Annotated in this window: 17 protein-coding genes and 3 pseudogenes; 3 read left to right on the top strand and 17 right to left on the bottom strand. The window is 63.0% G+C overall.

Translation table 11 applies throughout. From position 1 onward, the window contains the following. Positions 1-22 precede the first annotated feature (22 nt). The 10 genes and pseudogenes from HZY77_RS17160 to cysS form a co-directional block, all read right to left on the bottom strand. Positions 23-777 (bottom strand): annotated as a pseudogene (locus HZY77_RS17160) (ABC transporter permease). Next, positions 774-1682, bottom strand: a complete 909-nt coding sequence (locus tag HZY77_RS17155) for an ABC transporter ATP-binding protein (protein WP_296817463.1) — start codon at positions 1680-1682, stop codon at positions 774-776. The pseudogene HZY77_RS17160 and the gene HZY77_RS17155 overlap by 4 nt, the downstream one beginning before the upstream one ends. Beyond that, on the bottom strand, positions 1679-1957 hold the full coding sequence (locus HZY77_RS17150; protein ID WP_296817462.1) for an STAS domain-containing protein: 279 nt from the start codon (positions 1955-1957) through the stop codon (positions 1679-1681). The genes HZY77_RS17155 and HZY77_RS17150 overlap by 4 nt, the downstream gene beginning before the upstream one ends. Then, complete coding sequence (locus tag HZY77_RS17145) at positions 1954-2586, bottom strand: ABC transporter substrate-binding protein (protein WP_296817460.1); 633 nt, start codon at positions 2584-2586, stop codon at positions 1954-1956. The genes HZY77_RS17150 and HZY77_RS17145 overlap by 4 nt, the downstream gene beginning before the upstream one ends. Positions 2587-2650: 64 nt before the next feature. After that, positions 2651-4012, bottom strand: coding sequence for a TolC family protein (locus HZY77_RS17140; protein WP_296817458.1), 1362 nt, complete (start codon positions 4010-4012; stop codon positions 2651-2653). Further along, positions 4009-4474, bottom strand: a pseudogene (gene mlaD, locus HZY77_RS17135) (outer membrane lipid asymmetry maintenance protein MlaD). The gene HZY77_RS17140 and the pseudogene mlaD overlap by 4 nt, the downstream one beginning before the upstream one ends. Beyond that, a pseudogene (gene mlaE, locus HZY77_RS17130) lies at positions 4475-5295 on the bottom strand (lipid asymmetry maintenance ABC transporter permease subunit MlaE). Next, on the bottom strand, positions 5258-6070 hold the full coding sequence (locus HZY77_RS17125) for an ABC transporter ATP-binding protein (protein ID WP_296817457.1): 813 nt from the start codon (positions 6068-6070) through the stop codon (positions 5258-5260). Before HZY77_RS17125 ends, mlaE begins: the two are co-directional and overlap by 38 nt. Positions 6071-6154: 84 nt before the next feature. Continuing rightward, the gene (locus HZY77_RS17120; RefSeq protein WP_296817455.1) at positions 6155-6610 is read right to left on the bottom strand and encodes a hypothetical protein; all 456 of its coding nucleotides are present in this window, start codon (positions 6608-6610) and stop codon (positions 6155-6157) included. A gap of 55 nt (positions 6611-6665) precedes the next feature. Further along, positions 6666-8033, bottom strand: coding sequence for a cysteine--tRNA ligase (gene cysS, locus HZY77_RS17115; protein WP_296817454.1), 1368 nt, complete (start codon positions 8031-8033; stop codon positions 6666-6668). A gap of 23 nt (positions 8034-8056) precedes the next feature. Between cysS and HZY77_RS17110 the strand changes: the two genes are divergently transcribed. Genes HZY77_RS17110 through HZY77_RS17100 form a run of 3 tightly spaced genes read left to right on the top strand, consistent with a single transcriptional unit; the run spans position 8057 to position 10035 of the window. Then, positions 8057-8767 carry a tetratricopeptide repeat protein gene (locus HZY77_RS17110; protein ID WP_296817452.1) on the top strand — a complete coding sequence of 237 codons (711 nt, stop codon included), beginning with the start codon at positions 8057-8059 and terminating at the stop codon, positions 8765-8767. Between the two features lie 19 nt (positions 8768-8786). Next, complete coding sequence (locus HZY77_RS17105; protein WP_296633536.1) at positions 8787-9278, top strand: peptidylprolyl isomerase; 492 nt, start codon at positions 8787-8789, stop codon at positions 9276-9278. A 7-nt stretch (positions 9279-9285) separates the two neighbouring features. Then, positions 9286-10035: a UDP-2,3-diacylglucosamine diphosphatase gene (locus tag HZY77_RS17100; protein ID WP_296817450.1), complete on the top strand. Its 750-nt coding sequence runs from the start codon at positions 9286-9288 to the stop codon at positions 10033-10035. A gap of 54 nt (positions 10036-10089) precedes the next feature. Here the strand turns inward: HZY77_RS17100 and HZY77_RS17095 are convergent, their stop codons facing one another. The 7 genes from HZY77_RS17095 to accD form a co-directional block, all read right to left on the bottom strand. Then, positions 10090-10740, bottom strand: a complete 651-nt coding sequence (locus HZY77_RS17095) for a hypothetical protein (protein WP_296817448.1) — start codon at positions 10738-10740, stop codon at positions 10090-10092. After that, on the bottom strand, positions 10737-11909 hold the full coding sequence (locus HZY77_RS17090; RefSeq protein WP_296817446.1) for an O-succinylhomoserine sulfhydrylase: 1173 nt from the start codon (positions 11907-11909) through the stop codon (positions 10737-10739). The genes HZY77_RS17095 and HZY77_RS17090 overlap by 4 nt, the downstream gene beginning before the upstream one ends. A 410-nt stretch (positions 11910-12319) precedes the next feature. Beyond that, positions 12320-13843 carry an amidophosphoribosyltransferase gene (purF, locus tag HZY77_RS17085; RefSeq protein WP_296817444.1) on the bottom strand — a complete coding sequence of 508 codons (1524 nt, stop codon included), beginning with the start codon at positions 13841-13843 and terminating at the stop codon, positions 12320-12322. A gap of 21 nt (positions 13844-13864) precedes the next feature. After that, complete coding sequence (locus tag HZY77_RS17080; protein WP_296817443.1) at positions 13865-14356, bottom strand: CvpA family protein; 492 nt, start codon at positions 14354-14356, stop codon at positions 13865-13867. Continuing rightward, positions 14353-14982, bottom strand: a complete 630-nt coding sequence (locus HZY77_RS17075) for an SPOR domain-containing protein (RefSeq protein ID WP_296817440.1) — start codon at positions 14980-14982, stop codon at positions 14353-14355. The genes HZY77_RS17080 and HZY77_RS17075 overlap by 4 nt, the downstream gene beginning before the upstream one ends. Continuing rightward, positions 14963-16234, bottom strand: a complete 1272-nt coding sequence (folC, locus tag HZY77_RS17070) for a bifunctional tetrahydrofolate synthase/dihydrofolate synthase (RefSeq protein WP_296817437.1) — start codon at positions 16232-16234, stop codon at positions 14963-14965. Before folC ends, HZY77_RS17075 begins: the two co-directional genes overlap by 20 nt. A 100-nt stretch (positions 16235-16334) precedes the next feature. Further along, positions 16335-17204, bottom strand: a complete 870-nt coding sequence (accD, locus tag HZY77_RS17065; protein WP_296817434.1) for an acetyl-CoA carboxylase, carboxyltransferase subunit beta — start codon at positions 17202-17204, stop codon at positions 16335-16337. Between the last annotated feature and the right edge of the window lies 1 nt (position 17205).

Here is a 17205-nt window from a genome sequence, read left to right as displayed (position 1 = left end):
TCTTGCCTCGTCTTTCGCAATACTAATGTCTGAGTTTGTAGCCGCTCTTCAGCAGCATCAGAGTGAGGGCGGATATTGCCACAAAGCAGGCCCCGGCGACCAGCAGACCGAGCCCGGGATCGGTGTCGGATTGGCCGACAAACGCATAGCGGAAGCCGTCGATCAAGTAGAACACGGGATTCACGCGCGACACCGCCTGCCAGAAGGGCGGCAGCGAGTGGATCGAATAGAACACGCCGGACAGGAAAGTGAGCGGCAGGATGAGGAAATTCTGGAACGCCGCCAGCTGGTCGTATTTCTCCGCCCAGATACCCGCCACGATGCCGACCGCAGCCATGATGGCACAGGCCAGCAGCGCGTACGCCAACAGCCAAACTGGATGCGGCAGTTGAAATGGCGCATACCACAGTGTCACCGCCCATACGCCGAGCCCGACGATCAGCCCACGCAGGATCGCCGCGCCGAGGTAGGCAAGGAAGAACTCAAGTAGGACAGCGGCGGCGGCAGCACGAACACGATATTGCCCTGCATCTTTGACTGGATGAGGCTGGACGAGCTGTTGGAGAAGGCATTCTGCAGCATGCTCATCATGACCAGCCCCGGCACCAGGAAGCTGGTGTACGACACGCCGGGATAGACCTCGACGTGCGCTTCAAGAACATGCGAGAAGATCAGGAGATACAGCAGCGCCGTCACCACCGGGGCGACCACGGTCTGCACCACCACTTTCCAGAAGCGCAGCAGTTCCTTGTAAAACAGCGCCGAGAATCCGCTCATGTGCGCTTCATGATGTCCGTGAAGACATCCTCCAGATCCGGTTCCTGCAAGTGCATTTCGGTCACGCGCACCCCTGCGCCGCGCAGGTCGGTCAGCAAGGTTTCCAGTTCACGGTACTCGCTGAAATTGATGCGCCAGCCGCCCTCCGCATCGCGCAGCAGGCGATCCTGCCACGCGACCGGCACGTCGTCCCTGTCCAGCCGCAGTTGCGCGCAATGCTCGTTGGTCAATTGCAGCAGGTTGCGCGTGGTATCGCAGGCGACGACNCGGCCGCTCTTCAGCATCGCAATACGGCCGCACAGCGCCTCGGCTTCTTCCAGGTAATGCGTGGTCAGGAGGATGGTATGCCCTTCGCGGTTGAGGCGGCTGACGAATTCCCAGAGGGAGCGGCGCAGGTCGACGTCGACCCCGGCGGTCGGCTCGTCGAGCACGATGACCGGCGGCTTGTGTACCAGCGCCTGCGCCACCAGCAGCCGTCGCTTCATGCCACCCGACAGGCTTTGCGTGTTCTTGTCGGCATGCTGGGCTAGATCGAGGTGATGCATGATCTCGTCGATCCAGCCGTCATTGTGCTTGAGTCCGAAGTAGCCGGACTGGATGCGCAGGGTCTCGCGCACATTGAAGAAGGGATCGTAGACCAGTTCCTGCGGCACCACCCCGAGCGCACGGCGCGCCTGGCGATAATCGCGCACCACGTCGTGGCCCATGATGGCAGCCTGCCCGGAATCGGCACGGGTGAGCCCGGCGAGGATGGATATCAGCGTCGTCTTGCCGGCGCCGTTGGGCCCCAGCAGGCCGAAAAACTCGCCTGGCTGGATGTCGAGCGACACGCCGTCCAAGGCCTGGGTGGTGCGGAAACGCTTGCGCAGATCGTCGACGTGGATGGCGGGTGTCGCCTGGCTCATGTCGGCAGCAGATCCGATACGCCGTACAGCTCCGCCAAAGTGGTGAAACTGGACGGCAGGCCGGTGCAGGTCAGCGTACGGTTCGCCTGGCGGGCCTGCCGCATGGCGCTGAACATGAGCGCGAGCGCAGCCAGATCGACCGCCTCGACCTCGCTGAAATCCAGGGTTTCAACCCCGCGCGCAAGCTGGGGCTGCAATTCGCGCAGCAGGCCGCCCACACTGTCGACCGTCACCGCACCGGCGATGCGACAGCATGTGTCGTCGCATGCGATCACGAGCCGGAACGCGGCGCCGGCTGGGGCGCGCTGCGTGCGGACTTGTCGGCCAGGGTCTTGATCAGGCCATCGATCCCGCTCTGACGGATGGTGCTGGCAAAGGAAGCGCGGTAATTGGTGACCAGACTGACGCCGTCGATCGACACATCGTAGACTTTCCAGCCGAAGCTGGTCTTGTACATGCTGTAATCGATGGGAATCGGTTGCCCGCCGGGCTGGCGGATTTCGGAATGCACAGTCACGTCGGTATCGTCCGGCTTCATCGTCAGCGGCCTGAATTCGACCGTCTGATTGGTGAAGGCCGTCAGCGAGCTGGAATACGTCCGCACCAGCAGATTGCGGAATTCGGTCACCAGCGCCTGCTTCTGGTTGGCAGTGGCACGCGTCCAGTGCTTGCCGACGGCCAGCTGGGTCATGCGATTGAAGTCGAAATTGGGCAGGATCTTGGCTTCGACCAGCTGGTACACCTTGTTCAGGTTGCCGCTCTGGATCTCCTTGTCCTGCTTCAGGATGGCAAGCACTTCCTGCGTGGTGCTGCGCGCCAGCACATCGGGCGGCGTATCTGCGGCCAGCACCGGGGTGCTGAATCCCGACACCAGTGTCAGAAGCAGAAAAAACGTGCGCAACATAACTATGTCCTATTCGAATTTAATGGATATACGGGAAATCGGTTATGAAGTAGACGCGATCGCGTTACTTGAGTTCACCCGTCAGGCGCGCCAATTGCGCCACATTCATGTTGTAGTCGTTCACCGTACGCAGATATTCCGTCTGCACCAGGACATAGCTCTTGATCGCGTCGGCCACTTTGTCGGCACTTTCCAGCCCGGCTGACAAATCGGCCAGCGACGCCACCATCCAGCGCCGCGCGGCCGTGGCGCCCTCGCTCAGTTCGCGTTGCGCATTGAAGTTAGCCTGGGCATTGATATAGGCTTCGCCCACTTCGAACGGAATACCCGCCACCGCAAACGCCTTCTTGTGGTTGAGCGCTTCCAGCTCGGCCTGGGCCTGATTGACGCGCGCATTAGCGGCTCCGAAGATCGTATCCCACTTCACGCCCACCACCGGCGTGAGACCGCCNCCGTTGAAGGGATCGTTGATGTAGGGATTATCCAGACGATCGCGCTGCGAAGCGTAGTTGAACTGTCCAATCACACCTGCGTATACGTCCGGCATGCGATCCGCCTTCTTGGCCGCCACCAGGGCGCGGCGGGCGCGCAACCCGGCTTCGAGCTGCTGCATTTCCGGACGGTCCTGCAGGGCGCGCGCCTGGAATTCGGCCAGATCGATCTGCGGGAAGGGTACCGGCGCGATGCGCTCGTCCGCCACGGTCAGGTCTTCCTTCAGGCCCACGCCGGTCAACACTTTCAAGCCGTCCAGGCTGATTTTCTCGACGGCACGTGCCTGATTCACATACTTGGAGAGCAAACCTTTCGCGGTCTGCAACGCATACAGGTCGGACTGCTTGGACTCGCCGTTTTCCTTCTTGAGATTACGTTGAACCGACTCGATGGACTGGTTCAGCCGATCCTGCATGTCTTCCAGAAAAACCCGGGTATCGCGCGCGGTCAGATAGCCGAAATAGGCACGCTTGGTGTCGTACACCGTATTGGTACGCGTTTGCCGGAGTTCGCCCTGCTTGAGGTCGACATTGCCCTGCGCGGCCTCGCCGTAATGTTCGATCTTGCCGAAGGTGAAGAGCGGCTTGATCAGCGCGAAATCGAGGTGCGTCCAGTCGGACAAGCCATGGAATTCGTCGCCATCGGTGCGCGGCACGGTCCCGCTAAAGCTCCCGCCCTGGTAAAACCCGCCTTCGACTTGCGGTGCCAATCCGATGAACGCATTGGCGCTGAGCCGCCAGCCAGCATTCCCCTGAACCTCCTGCACCATGCCGCGTGCGGCTTCGACCACCTGCTCGCGTTCCTTGATGCGCGGATCGGCTGCCAGACTCATTTCCACAGCCTGCTGCAAATTGATGGTCTCGGCCTCACTGGGCAGAGCGGTCAGCAGCATGCCTGCTGCCAGGAGTGTGCGGGTCAAAGTGTTGCGTGTCATTTTGGCGCCCCTTCTTGAGCCTTACCGTATAAAAATTGGCCGATCAGATTTTCCAGTACCACCGCGTCCTGCGTGATCAATATCCGATCCTTGTTTTTCAGTTTCTGGCTGTCGCCCCGGCTTCCAGCCCGACATATTGCTCGCCCAGCAGGCCCGAAGTCATGATGGCCGCTGAGGTATCCTTAGGAAAGCATAGCGCTTGTCCAAGCGAAGCGTGACGGCAGCTTCGTATTTTTCATTATCAAAGCGGATATCCGCCACCCTGCCCACGACCACCCCCGCACTTTTGACTGGTGCACGAGGTTTGAGGCCGCCGATGTTCTGGAAGTCGGCAATGACTTCATAGCTGTCTGCAGAATTTACGGTACTCATGCTGCCAACCTTGAGCGCCAGGAACAGCAGCGCGCCGATGCCCGCGATGACGAATAATCCCACCCAGAAATCGAGTACGGTCCTGTTCATTTAATTGAGTCCCCGGAACATGAATGCAGTCAAGACAAAATCCAGTGCCAGCACGACCAGGCTGGAGGTCACGACGGTGCGCGTGGTGGCGCCCGACACGCCTTCGGCGGTAGGCGGCGCATCATAGCCCTCGAACAGCGCGATAGTGGTGACGGCAATACCGAACACGACACTCTTGATGACGCCGTTCAGGATGTCCTGCTCGAAATCGACGGCCCCCTGCATCTGCGACCAGAACGATCCTTCGTCCACGCCGATCAGCTTCACACCGACCAGGTAGCCACCCAGCACGCCCATGGCCGAGAACAACGCCGCCAGCAGCGGCATCGAAATCACCCCNGCCCAGAAGCGTGGCGCCACCACGCGAGCGATCGGATCGACAGCCATCATTTCCATCGCCGACAACTGCTCGGTTGCCTTCATCAGGCCGATTTCCGCGGTGATGGCCGACCCGGCGCGGCTGGCGAACAGCAGCCCGGCCAGCACCGGCCCCAGCTCGCGCACCAGGGACAGCGCCACCAGCGTGCCCAACGCCGACTCCGAGCCGTAGCGCTGCAGGGTTTCATAGCCCTGCAAGCCGAGCACCATGCCGACAAACAAGCCCGACACCAGGATGATGATGAGCGAGAGCACCCCGGTGAAGTACATCTCGCGGATGGTCAAGCCAAAGCGGCGGAACGCGGTTCCCGAATGCAGCAGCATCGACAGGAAGAAACGACTGGCGAAGCCGATGNNCGCCAGACGCCCTGTATGGTGTGATTGCCCAGATTTTCGATAGCCTGCTTAAGCACTCTGCGCTCCCAACCTAAGGTCGTCGACATAGGGCGGCGCCGGATAGTGGAACGGCACCGGCCCGTCGGACTCGCCATGCACGAACTGATGCACATAGGGAGCCCGNGACGCCCGGATCTCCGCTGCTGTGCCCTCTGCCACGATCACGCCTTCGGAGACGAAATAGACATAGTCGACGATTTTCAGCGATTCCTGCACGTCGTGCGTAACCACCAGCGAAGTCAGCCCCAAGGTGTCGGTCAGGCGCCGGATCAGGTTGCCGGTCACGCCCAGTGAAATGGGATCAAGGCCGGCAAACGGCTCGTCATACATAACCAGCGAGGGCTCCAGCGCAATCGCACGGGCCAGCGCCACGCGCCGCGCCATCCCGCCGGAGAGTTCGGCGGGCATCAGGTGGGCGGCACCACGCAAACCGACGGCATGCAGCTTCATCAGGACCAGGTCGCGGATGACGTCTTCCGGCAGGTCGGTGTGCTCGCGCAGCTGGAAAGCCACATTGTCGAACACCGACATGTCGGTGAACAGCGCGCCGAACTGAAACAGCATGCCCATCTTGCGACGTACCCGGTAGAGGCCGGCCCGGTCGAGCTCACCCAGCGACTCGCCCGCCACGCGCACCGTGCCCTGGCCGGCTTTGATCTGGCCGCCGATCAGGCGCAGGAGGGTGGTTTTGCCGCAACCGCTGCTGCCCATGATGGCCACGACCTGCCCCCGTTTGGCGGTCAGGTTGATGCCCTTCAAAACCGGCCGGGCGCCATAGCCAAATACAGCATCTTCGATCTCGACCAGAATGTCGTTTTGCAAGAAATCGGGCCTGTTTTTTAGTTGAGGCCGCATTCTACCGAAGCTAGGCCCTCCGCCGCCATTGGCAGGCGTTTTCCCGCCTGTTCAATAACCCATGACCTGCTTCAGGTTATTCACCCGCTCCAGTTGCACGAGGTCGCCACTCTGGCTGAAGACGAAGAGCGACTCGCCGGTTGTCGCTTGTTGCGCAATGCGCTGCGCCAGTGTGCGCATGTCTGGTGCCGGGTCCAGCCACCAGACATGCGCCGCCGCCCATGCGGACGTCGCCAGCAGGACGCGGGGCGAAACCGGTGGAACCGTCCCGGCGTCGCCCGGCTCGAGCACGAAACAAAATCCGTCCTGAGTATCGCCAAGCCATTGTGCCCAGATCGCATCCGATGCGGTCTGCCACACAGCCGCCGGCAGGTAGACGGCCTGGAATTGCGTGTTGTAATAAGACAACATCCAATCATCCGGCAGGTCTTCCGGATAGAAGCTGCCGCGCCAATCGGGCCTGTCCCAATTCATGGCGCCTACCAAGACGAGAGCACGGGATGTCATGCGGCCATTATCCTGCCGTGGCGGCACACACTGCCACCCGCTTGCGCCAGGTCGTTCAGGCACGGCGCCAGGTGGTCCCGCCGGCGCCGTCCTCCAGCACGATGCCGGCCGCCACCAACATATCTCGAATACGGTCGGACTCGGCAAAATCCTTCGCCTTGCGCGCCGCCTGACGCGCTGCGATCAATGCCTCGATCTCGGCTTCGGACCAGCCGGTGGTCGCGCTCCCGGCCTGCAGAAAATCCGCGGCCTCGCGTTGCAGCAGGCCGAGCACCGCGCCCAGGCTGCGCAGCGCCGTCGCGGCGGCGATATCGCCGCGATTGGCCTCACCGGCCAGTTCGAACAGGACGGCAAGCGCCTCCGGGGTATTGAAATCGTCGTCCATCGCCGCCTGGAAACGTTGGGCGGCCGGCTGTGTCCAGTCTGGGGCAGGCATATTGACAGGTGCGTTCTTCAACGCCGTGTACAACCGCGTCAGCGCACCCTTGGCGTCATCGAGGTGCGCATCCGAGTAGTTCAGCGGGCTGCGGTAATGGGCGCGCAGGATGAAAAAGCGCACCACCTCGGCGTCGTATTTCGCCAGCACCTCGCGGATGGTGAAGAAATTGCCGAGCGACTTCGACATCTTCTCGTTGTCCACGCGGACGAAGCCGTTATGCAGCCAGTAGTTGACGAAGGTACAGCCATGGGCGCCCTCGGATTGGGCGATCTCGTTTTCGTGGTGGGGAAACTGCAGGTCCTGGCCGCCACCGTGGATATCGAAATGCCTGCCGAGCAGTTCCGCGCTCATCGCGGAGCATTCGATGTGCCAGCCGGGACGCCCCGGCCCCCATGGCGATGCCCATGCCGGCTCGCCGGGCTTGGCGGCTTTCCACAGCACAAAATCCATCGGATCGCGCTTGTTGGGATCGATGTCCACGCGCTCGCCCGCGCGCAATTCATCGAGGCTTTTCCCGGATAGGCGCCCGTATGCCGGAAAGGCACGCACGCTGTAGTACACGTCGCCGTTGGGCGCCGGGTAAGCCAGGCCATTGCGGACCAGTTGTCCGATGAGCGTCAGCATCTGCGCCACATATTCGGTGGCGCGCGGTTCGTGGTCTGGCGGCAGCACGCCCAGCGCACGCTCGTCCTCGTGCATCGCGGCAATGAAGCGTCCGGTCAGTTCGGCCGGCGTTTCGCCATTGTCATGCGCGCGCTTGATGATCTTGTCGTCGATGTCGGTGATGTTGCGGACGTATTCGACCCGGTAGCCGCTGGCGCGCAGCCAGCGCGTCACCATGTCGAACACCACGAACACCCTTGCATGGCCCAGATGGCACAGGTCGTATACCGTCATGCCGCAGACGTACATGCGGACGACGCCTGGCGTGAGCGGGACGAACTCTTCCTTGGTGCGCGTGAGGGAATTGGTAATGTGCAGCATGGTGCGAACAGGCCTGGGGCGAAATGTCAGGGGGCGATCCGGGGCGGCGCACCGACTGTCTTAGCGGGGTCGATGTTGTTAGAATGCCGGCTTCCAAAGATGATCCGAGCATATCACATGGCCTTGCCACGTTTCCTTGCCGCCGTTATTGCCGGCGTCATGTTCATCGGCCTCCCGTGCAGGCCGATGAAATCCAGGACATCAACCTGCAGTTCCGCAAGGGCGAACTGACCGCCGCGCTCGACCGGGCCAACCGTTATCTGGCGAACAAGCCGAAAGATGCGCAAGCCCTGTTCCTGAAAGGCCTGATCCTCGGCGACCTAGGCAAGACCAACGATGCCATCGACGTGTTCAAGGGGCTGACCGAGAATTATCCCGAGCTGCCCGAACCCTACAACAATCTGGCCGTGCTCTATGCTTCGCAGGGCCGCTATGAACTGGCCCGGAATGCCCTCGAAATGGCCATTCGAACCCATCCCGACTACGCCACCGCGCACGAGAACCTTGGTGACATTTATGCCAAAATGGCGGCGATCGAGTATGGCAAGGTTCTGGCACTGGACAATGGCAACCAGGCTGCACAAACGAGGCTCAAGCTGATCCAGAACATGCTCGGCGGCCAAGCAACCAAATCGGCGGGAAAACCCGTGTCGGGTTCCGGCCAACCGACAAAAAATAATAAAGGCAGCCCTCGCGGTGTCTGCAACGCGGCCTCGAGCCCCTCATCCCTGTAAATTTTCCATAGGACTCCACATGGTCAAGCTGCATACGAATCACGGCATCATCACCCTCGAACTCGACGCCGAAAAGGCTCCGAAGACGGTGGAAAACTTCCTGCAATACGTGCGTGACGGCTTTTTCGACGGCACGATCTTCCATCGCGTGATCGACGGCTTCATGATCCAGGGTGGCGGCTTCGAACCCGGCATGACGCAGAAACCCACCCGCGACGCAATCGAGAATGAAGCCTCCAACGGCCTCAAGAACGAGGCCTACACCATCGCCATGGCACGTACGCCCAATCCCAATTCGGCCACGGCGCAGTTCTTCATCAACGTCGCCAACAACAGTTTCCTCAACTTCACCGCCCCCACCCCGCAGGGCTACGGCTATGCCGTGTTCGGCAAGGTGGTCGAGGGCATGGACGTGGTCGACGCGATCAAGAAGGTGAAGACCGGCAACCGCGCCGGGCACCAGGACGTGCCGCTGGAGGACGTGGTGATCACGAAGGCCGAAATCGCCTGACCGGCCGGTGAGCCTGACCTCAAAACCAGGCGCAGGCCGCACCTATTTCGTTGCCGACCTGCACCTCACCGACGAACGCCCGGCTGCCACCGGGCGTNTTNTTCGCTTCTTGCAGGACGAGGTTGCCGGTGCGGACGCGCTCTACATCCTGGGCGACCTGTTCGAGGCCTGGATCGGCGACGACCACGACGAAGCGGTGGCAAACGACACGGCGCAGCGGCTCGCGACGCTGGTCGCTGCCGGCACGCCGGTGTACTTCATGCACGGCAACCGCGACTTCATGCTGGCCGGGCGCTACGCCGCGCGCTCCGGCATGACGCTGCTCGCCGACCCGACCCAAATCGACCTGTATGGAATGCCGACGCTGCTGATGCACGGTGATACCCTGTGCATCGACGACACGGCCTACCAGGATTTCCGCCGCCGGGTCCGTCATCCGCTGACGCGCGCGCTGTTGCGCTACCTGCCGCGGACGTTACGTAGCCGCATGGCGCGCCAGGCACGGGCGGGCAGCGAAGCGGCCAAGGCGCACAAGGCTGCCAAGATCATGGATGTGAATGAGGCGGAAGTGGTGCGTGTGATGCGCGAACACCGGGTCTGCCGCCTGATCCACGGCCATACCCATCGCCCCGCGCAGCACGCTCATCAGGTCGACGGCCGCGAATGCGAGCGCTGGGTGGTGCCGGACTGGTATGCCCGCTGGGGCTATGTAGTATGCGACGCCGCGGGCTGCGCGCTCAGGGTCGAGGACCTGTGACGGCGCGCTGGGCTGCGCTGTCCTTTATGAAGGCGCATTGACCTGCGCTGTCCCTTATGAGGGCGCATTGACCTGCGCCAGGCCCTCCGGTACGCGGAACAGTTCGGGATTCGCCGGCTGCCGGGTTTCGCTCTCGAATGTCCGGGTCCGGCCGGTGAACTCGCGCTCCTCCAGTGGCAGGCCGAGCGTGAGCGTGTCGCCCGCGTTCCACACCTGATTCGCCAGATCGCAGTCGTGCTGCAGCTCCGGCGGCGATGCCTTCCACACGCGGTACTGGGTCGCAGCCAGAATGGACTTCTGCTCGGCCATCGCACGCGCCGCATCCAGGGCGTGCCGGGCGGCGATGCCTTCGCTACAGACGACGCCCTTCACCGTAAGCGTGAAATGCCTGCCGCCGCGCTCGACCCTGTCCGCAACCAGTCCGGGCTTCCAGCTGGCGGGCTTCGGCGGCAGCGCGCCGGGCACAAACACCATCGCCAGCCGGCTGTCATGCATGACGTTGATGACCACGCGCTTCTTGCGGTCCAGCAAGGTGAAATCGCCCGTGTCCTCGCCGCTGTCCATGCGCATGAAAGCGGGNGTCACTAGGATGCGCGTCACATAAGGCGCCCCCGGATCCTGGTCGACATAACGCAGCACCGTCATGTCGGCCGCGCGCGCAGTCCCTGCACACAGGACGAGCAGGCCGATCAGCGCTTTCCTCATGCCAGCCCGCGTGCCAGATCGGCCTGGATGTCGGCCACCGATTCCAGCCCTGCCGCGATGCGCACCAGCCCGTCGCCGATGCCGGCCGCAGCGCGCTGCTCCGGCGTCATGCGGCTGTGGGTGGTGGTGGCCGGATGGGTGATGGTGGTCTTGGTGTCGCCCAGGTTGGCGGTGATCGACAGCAGCTTCGTCGCGTCGATCAGCTTCCAGGCGGCATCCTTGCCGCCCTTGAGCTCGAACGACACGATCCCGCCGCCGGTTTTCTGCTGCGCCATCGCCAGTTCATGCTGCGGATGCGACGGCAGGCCGGGATACCACACGCGCGCCACCTCCGGCCGGGCCTCCAGCCATTGCGCCAGCGCCAGGGCATTCCTCGAATGCGCCTCCATGCGCAGCGAGAGCGTCTCCATGCCCTTCAAGATCACCCAGGCGTTGAACGCGGAAAGCGTCGGCCCGGCGGTACGCAGGAAGGTGTAGACGCCTTCCATCAGCGCCTGGCTGCCCAGCACGGCGCCGCCGAGCACTCTCCCNTGCCCGTCGAGATACTTGGTGGCGGAATGGATGATGATGTCGGCGCCGAGTTCGAGCGGCTTCTGCAGCGCCGGCGAGCAGAAGCAGTTGTCGACCGCGAGCCACGCGCCGGCTGCGTGAGCGATGTCGGCCAGTGCGCGGATGTCGCTGACCTCGGTGAGCGGGTTCGAAGGCGACTCGACGAAGAACAGCTTCGTGTTGGGCTTGACCGCCGCGCGCCATTCCGCCGGATCGGTCGGCGACACATAGGTCGTCTCGATGCCGAAGCGGCCGAGGATGTTGGAAAACAGCTGCACCGTCGAGCCGAAGATCGAGCGCGACGCGACGACGTGCTCGCCCGCCTTCATCAGGCCCATCACGGTGGCGAGGATCGCGGCCATGCCCGACGCAAACGCCACGCAGCGTTCGGCCCCNTCCAGCGCGGCAAGCCGCGTCTCCATCATGTTGACGGTGGGGTTGGTGAAGCGCGCATAGATCGGGCCGGGCTGCTCGCCCTTGAAGCGTGCCGCCGCTTCCGCTGCGCTGCCGAACATGAAGCTGGAGGTGAGGAACATCGCCTCCGAGTGCTCGTTGAACTGGCTGCGAACGGTGCCGGCACGCACGGCCAGCGTCTCGATTTCGTATTCGTCGTTGTTCATGTCTGGTCCCAAAATAAAAACCCCGAACGGCCGCGCGGTTCGGGGTTTCCCAAGGCAGGCCGTTGAAGATCTTTCCGGGGCCGCGACGCGGGCTTTCCGGGATGGATCGCGAGGCGCGCCGTGATGCGAAGGATCATTCCCTTCGCAAGCGGCGCAACGAAGCGAGCCGTCCGGAAAGCCCGTCCCTTGGTTTGCCCGAGAAAGACCCGCCTGCCGCGTTGCGGGCCTCGGCTTCGTGGAGCGACCACGACCTTCGGCCCGCGCCTTGCATCCAGGCCTTTCTCGAGCAAACGCGGCTCCCGGAAAGATCTTCAACGACCTGCCAACCGCTTTAGCCGAATTTATCAAGCGCCCGCAAGCTGAAGTTCAAATCGGCGCCGGGAACAATTTACGCCCGGTGCCGGATACGGTCAACCATTATTCGTCGCCAGGTTAAGGTCGAGTTGCTGTGTCGACAGGGCCGAAGGCGGCGGTGTTTCACCATTGCGCACCGCCTCGACGTAATTCAGGTATTCCGGCGTGACGTCGCCCGTGATGTAGCGGCCGTCGAAGCATGAGGTATCGAAATCGGGGATCGCCGGATTGCCCGCCCTGACTGCCGCAACCATGGCATCGATATCCTGGTAGATCAGCGCATCGCAGCCGATTTCGCGCGCAATTTCCTCGTCGCTGCGGCCATTGGCGATCAGTTCGTTGCGCGTCGGCATGTCGATGCCGTACACGTTGGAGTAGCGTACCGGCGGCGAGGCCGAGGCAAAGTACACCTTGGTGGCGCCGGCATCGCGCGCCATCTGCACGATCTCGCGGCTGGTGGTGCCACGCACGATGGAATCGTCGACCAGCAGCACGTTCCTGCCCTTGAACTCCTCGCCGATGGCGTTGAGCTTCTGCCGCACCGACTTCTTGCGCAGCGCCTGCCCCGGCATGATGAAGGTGCGGCCGATGTAACGGTTCTTGATGAAGCCTTCGCGGTACGGCACGTTGAGATGATTCGCCAGCTGCAGCGCCGAGGGCCGGCTGGTGTCGGGAATCGGGATGACCACGTCGATCTTCAGGTGGGCGAATTCGCGCTTGATCTTTTCGGCCAGCGATTCTCCCATGGCCAGCCTCGTGCTGTAGACCGAGACGCCATCCATCACCGAGTCGGGGCGAGCAAGATACACATACTCGAAAATACAGGGATTGAGCACCGCCTTGTCGCTGCACTGGCGGCTGTGCAGCTTGCGCTGGTAATCGATGAACACCGCCTCGCCCGGCGCCACATCGCGCAGCAGGCGGAAGCCCAGCGTATCGATCGCCACGCTTTCAGAGGCGACGATGTATTCGTGCGGCGTGACCTGATCGTTGACCCCGATCACCAGCGGCCTGATGCCGTAGGGATCACGGAAAGCCAGCAGGCCGTAGCCGGCGATGAAGGCCGTTACCGCGTAGGCTCCCTTGCAGCGTGCATGCACGCCGGACACCGCGCCAAAGATCGTGTCCAGATTCAGCTGTCGCCCGGAGGCACGCACCTGCAACTCATGCGCCAGCACATTCAGCAACACCTCGGAATCCGAGTTGGTGTTGACGTGGCGCAGGTCGGAACGGAACAGCGATTCCTTGAGTTCGTGGGTGTTGGTAAGGTTGCCGTTGTGCCCCAGCACGATGCCGTAGGGTGAATTCACGTAGAACGGCTGCGACTCGGCCGACGACGACGCGCTGCCCGCAGTGGGATAGCGTACGTGCGCCACACCCATGTCGCCCAGCAGGTTGCGCATGTCGCGGGTGCGGAACACGTCGCGCGCCAGCCCCTGCCCCTTGTGCATGTGAAAACGGCTTTCTTCCGCCGTCACGATGCCTGCCGCATCCTGACCGCGATGCTGGAGCACCATCAGCCCGTCATACAGAAGCTGATTGGCTGCCGAATTGGAAACGACTCCGATTACCCCGCACATGATGTGCACCCGTCCATAAAGTTATTCAAAGCGAATGTATTTCGCCACGTCGGCCGGCACCAGCGGCAAGGCGCGCTGCGCCATGGCCTGCAGGCTGCCCGACAATCTGGCCTGCTTCCAGAACTCGGTACGCGGCAGCGAAGTCAGTCCGGCCGCGAGCGTCAGGCCGACCAGGATCGCCAGACCTTTGGCCAGTCCCAGCACGCCACCCAGCACCTTGTCGGCTCCGCCCAGTCCCACCGCCTTGACCAGCGAAGACAGGACATGTCCCAGCAGCAGTACGCCGATCAATACCACCAGAAAAACCACGGCAAAGCCCGCGAAATAGCGGATGCCCGGGCTCTCGATGCCAATCGGCAGAAGCGGCGCCACCAGCAAGGCGCCCCATTTGCCCAGCGCAAAGGCGAGAACCCAGGCCACCAGCGAAAACAGCGTGTCGACCATGCCGCGCATCAGTCCGCGCATCACGGTCAGGACCAGCACCAGCACCACGATGAGGTCGAGCATGTTCATTTGGCCAGCACCTGCCCGGTCATGCCGTTTTCAGCCAGCCGTCCTGCTGCTGCCTCCGCAGCCTCGCGCGTCGGATAAGGCCCTACACGCACACGCGTCAGGCTGCCAACCGTATCGGTGTAGGTCGGCAATCCAGCCAGCGCCGCGCGCGCCTTGAGTTCGCGAGCCTTGGCGCCATCAGACAGGGCGGCAAGCTGCACCACGAACATTTCGCTGGCTGCCGCAGGCTTTTTCTGGGGAACAGGCGCAGCAACAGGATGCGGCTTGGATTGCGGTTTGGCGGGTTCTGCTTTGACCGGCTCAGGCTTGGCCGGTTCGGCTTCGGGTTTGGGCTCGGGTCTGGCTACCGGTTTGGCGGGCTCGGCTGGTTTGGTGGACTCGGGCGGCGGAGCGGGCTGCGACGGCATAGAAGACGCAGGCTCGGCTGCAGACACCGGCGCGGCCGCCTGTTCGGGTACGGGCGCCGGCGCTTCGGCCATATGGACCGATAGCGCACTCGTTGGCGGCGGCTCGTCTTCCAGCAACAGCGGCAGCGCGATCACTGCCAGCAAGGTCAACGCCACCGCACCGATCAGTCGGCGCCGGGCGAGGCGTTTGAGGTCATTTTCACTGCTGGGTGGCGGCATGGTCGAGCACGGCGGCAACGGTATAAAACGAACCGAAGATAAGAATTCTATCATCTTCGCGTGCCGCGCTTCGCGCCTCGGCGAGTGCGCGGACGACATCCGGCTGAACGTGTATCGGTGCTTCGCCCATCTGCCCGCGCAGTACGGCAGCCAGCGCCCGGGCATCCCGCGCACGTGACGAAGCAGGCGTACACGTCCACCATGCATCGATTTCGTCGCGCAATGCCGCAAATACCCCTGCCGCATCCTTGTCGGCCAGCATACCCACCACGGCCAGTGTGCGTCCACCCACCGGCTGGCTGCGCAGGGTGGCCGCCAGCGCCCGCGCGGCTTCCGGATTGTGCGCCACATCCAGAATGACCGCCGGCGCCTGAGCGATGTACTGGAACCGGCCTGGCACGTGCGTGGCCGCCAGCCCGCGGCGGATCGCCGCCACATCCACGGGCAAACGATCCTGTATGGCTTCCAGCGCCGCCAGCGCACCGGACGCGTTACGCAACTGGCAGGCGCCAGCCATGGCGGGCAACGGCAACTCCGTCCATCCTGTAGCGAGGCTGCGATAGGTCCAGTGGTCGTCCTCGCGCTGCGCGGAAAANTCCCGGTCCACGCACCGCAGGTCGGCGCCAATACGGCGGGCATGTTCAAGCAGGCTGACAGGCGGCGCGGGGTCGACGCAAATGGCAGGACGACCGGCTCGATAAATTCCCGCCTTCTCGAAGCCGATTTTNTCGCGACTGTCGCCCAGGTAGTCCATATGGTCGAGATCGACGCTGGTAACGACCGCGACGTCGGCATCGAATACGTTCACGGCATCGAGCCGCCCGCCAAGGCCCACCTCAAGAACGGCCACATCGATGCCAGCATCGATGAACCGGGCCATCGCGCCCAGTGTGCCGAATTCGAAGTAGGTCAGCGAAACGTCGTCGCGTGCCGCGTCGACCCGTTCGAAGGCAGCGATGAGTTCGGCGTCGCCTGCCTCCCTGCCGGCGACCCGCACGCGTTCGTTGTAGCGCAGCAGATGCGGCGAGGTGTAGAGGCCGGTTTTGTAGCCGGCGGCATCGAGGATGGCGGCCAGGTACGCACTGGTAGAGCCTTTGCCGTTGGTACCGCCGACGACGATGAGCGGAAAATCCGGAACCAGGCCAAGCGCGTCCTTGACCCGACGCACCCGGTCGAGACCGAGATCGATCGTACTGGGATGTAGTCGTTCCAGCCGCGCCAGCCAGGCATCAAGGGAAGTAAGCCGTTGCACGATCAGGTTACGCCGAGACGGTATGCCAGACAGGAATCAAACAAATCGCCGCGATGCAGGCATGTCCCCGCCGACCCTGGGTGGCCAATCAGCCCGGGATTCAGGCTGCCAGCGCCGGCCGGCCCATCATCATCGCCAGCGTGGACGCGAGCTCGCTACGCATCTGGCGGCGATCGATGATACGGTCGATGGCACCCTTCTCCTGCAGGAATTCGGCGCGCTGGAAGCCTTCCGGCAAGGTTTCGCGCACGGTCTGCTCGATTACGCGCGGCCCGGCAAAGCCGATCAGCGCGTTGGGCTCGGCGACGATCAGGTCACCCAGCATGGCGAAACTCGCCGACACCCCACCCATGGTCGGGTCAGTCAGCACCGACACGAAGGGCAGTCTATGGCGCGACAACTGGGTCAGCGCTGCTGACGTTTTGGCCATCTGCATCAGCGAAAACAGACCTTCCTGCATGCGCGCACCACCGCTGGCGGAGAAGCAGACGAAGGCCGAGTTCGACTCGATCGCCGCCTCCACCCCCATGACGAAGCGCTCGCCGACCACCGACCCCATCGAGCCCCCNATGAACTTGAATTCGAACGCTGCGGTCACCACCGGCACCGCCTTGACGCTGCCGCCGATCACCACCAAAGCATCCGTTTCCGAGGTGCCGGTCTGCGCTTCCTTCAGGCGGTCGGGATATTTCTTGCTGTCCTTGAATTTGAGCGGGTCGAGGGGTGTGATATGGGCACCGATTTCATGCTGTCCCTCCGCGTCCAGCAACAGGGCCAGGCGCTGCCGCGCGCCGATGCGATGATGATGGCCGCATTTCGGGCACACTTCCAGGTTGCTTTCCAGATCGGCACGGTAGAGCACCTCGTTGCAGGCCGGGCACTTAGACCACAAGCCCTCGGGCATCGACTTCTTCGACGCCTGTGCACGCCGCTTGATCTTCGGCGGCAGGATTTTCTGAAACCAGCTCATG

This window comes from Thiobacillus sp. (genome assembly GCF_013693775.1).
In the GTDB taxonomy this organism is placed as follows: domain Bacteria; phylum Pseudomonadota; class Gammaproteobacteria; order Burkholderiales; family Thiobacillaceae; genus Thiobacillus.
Note: the sequence above shows the minus strand (reverse complement) of the source record. Positions and strands in the feature narration are given on the sequence as shown.

Coding starts and splice junctions, on each gene's coding strand:
- HZY77_RS17145 (WP_296817460.1), bottom strand. CDS start 2,586: ATGTTGCGCACGTTTTTTCTGCTTCTGACACTGGTGTCGGGATTCAGC.
- HZY77_RS17120 (WP_296817455.1), bottom strand. CDS start 6,610: ATGACATCCCGTGCTCTCGTCTTGGTAGGCGCCATGAATTGGGACAGG.
- cysS (WP_296817454.1), bottom strand. CDS start 8,033: ATGCTGCACATTACCAATTCCCTCACGCGCACCAAGGAAGAGTTCGTC.
- HZY77_RS17110 (WP_296817452.1), top strand. CDS start 8,057: ATGTCAGGGGGCGATCCGGGGCGGCGCACCGACTGTCTTAGCGGGGTC.
- HZY77_RS17105 (WP_296633536.1), top strand. CDS start 8,787: ATGGTCAAGCTGCATACGAATCACGGCATCATCACCCTCGAACTCGAC.
- purF (WP_296817444.1), bottom strand. CDS start 13,843: ATGTGCGGGGTAATCGGAGTCGTTTCCAATTCGGCAGCCAATCAGCTT.
- HZY77_RS17080 (WP_296817443.1), bottom strand. CDS start 14,356: ATGAACATGCTCGACCTCATCGTGGTGCTGGTGCTGGTCCTGACCGTG.
- HZY77_RS17075 (WP_296817440.1), bottom strand. CDS start 14,982: ATGCCGCCACCCAGCAGTGAAAATGACCTCAAACGCCTCGCCCGGCGC.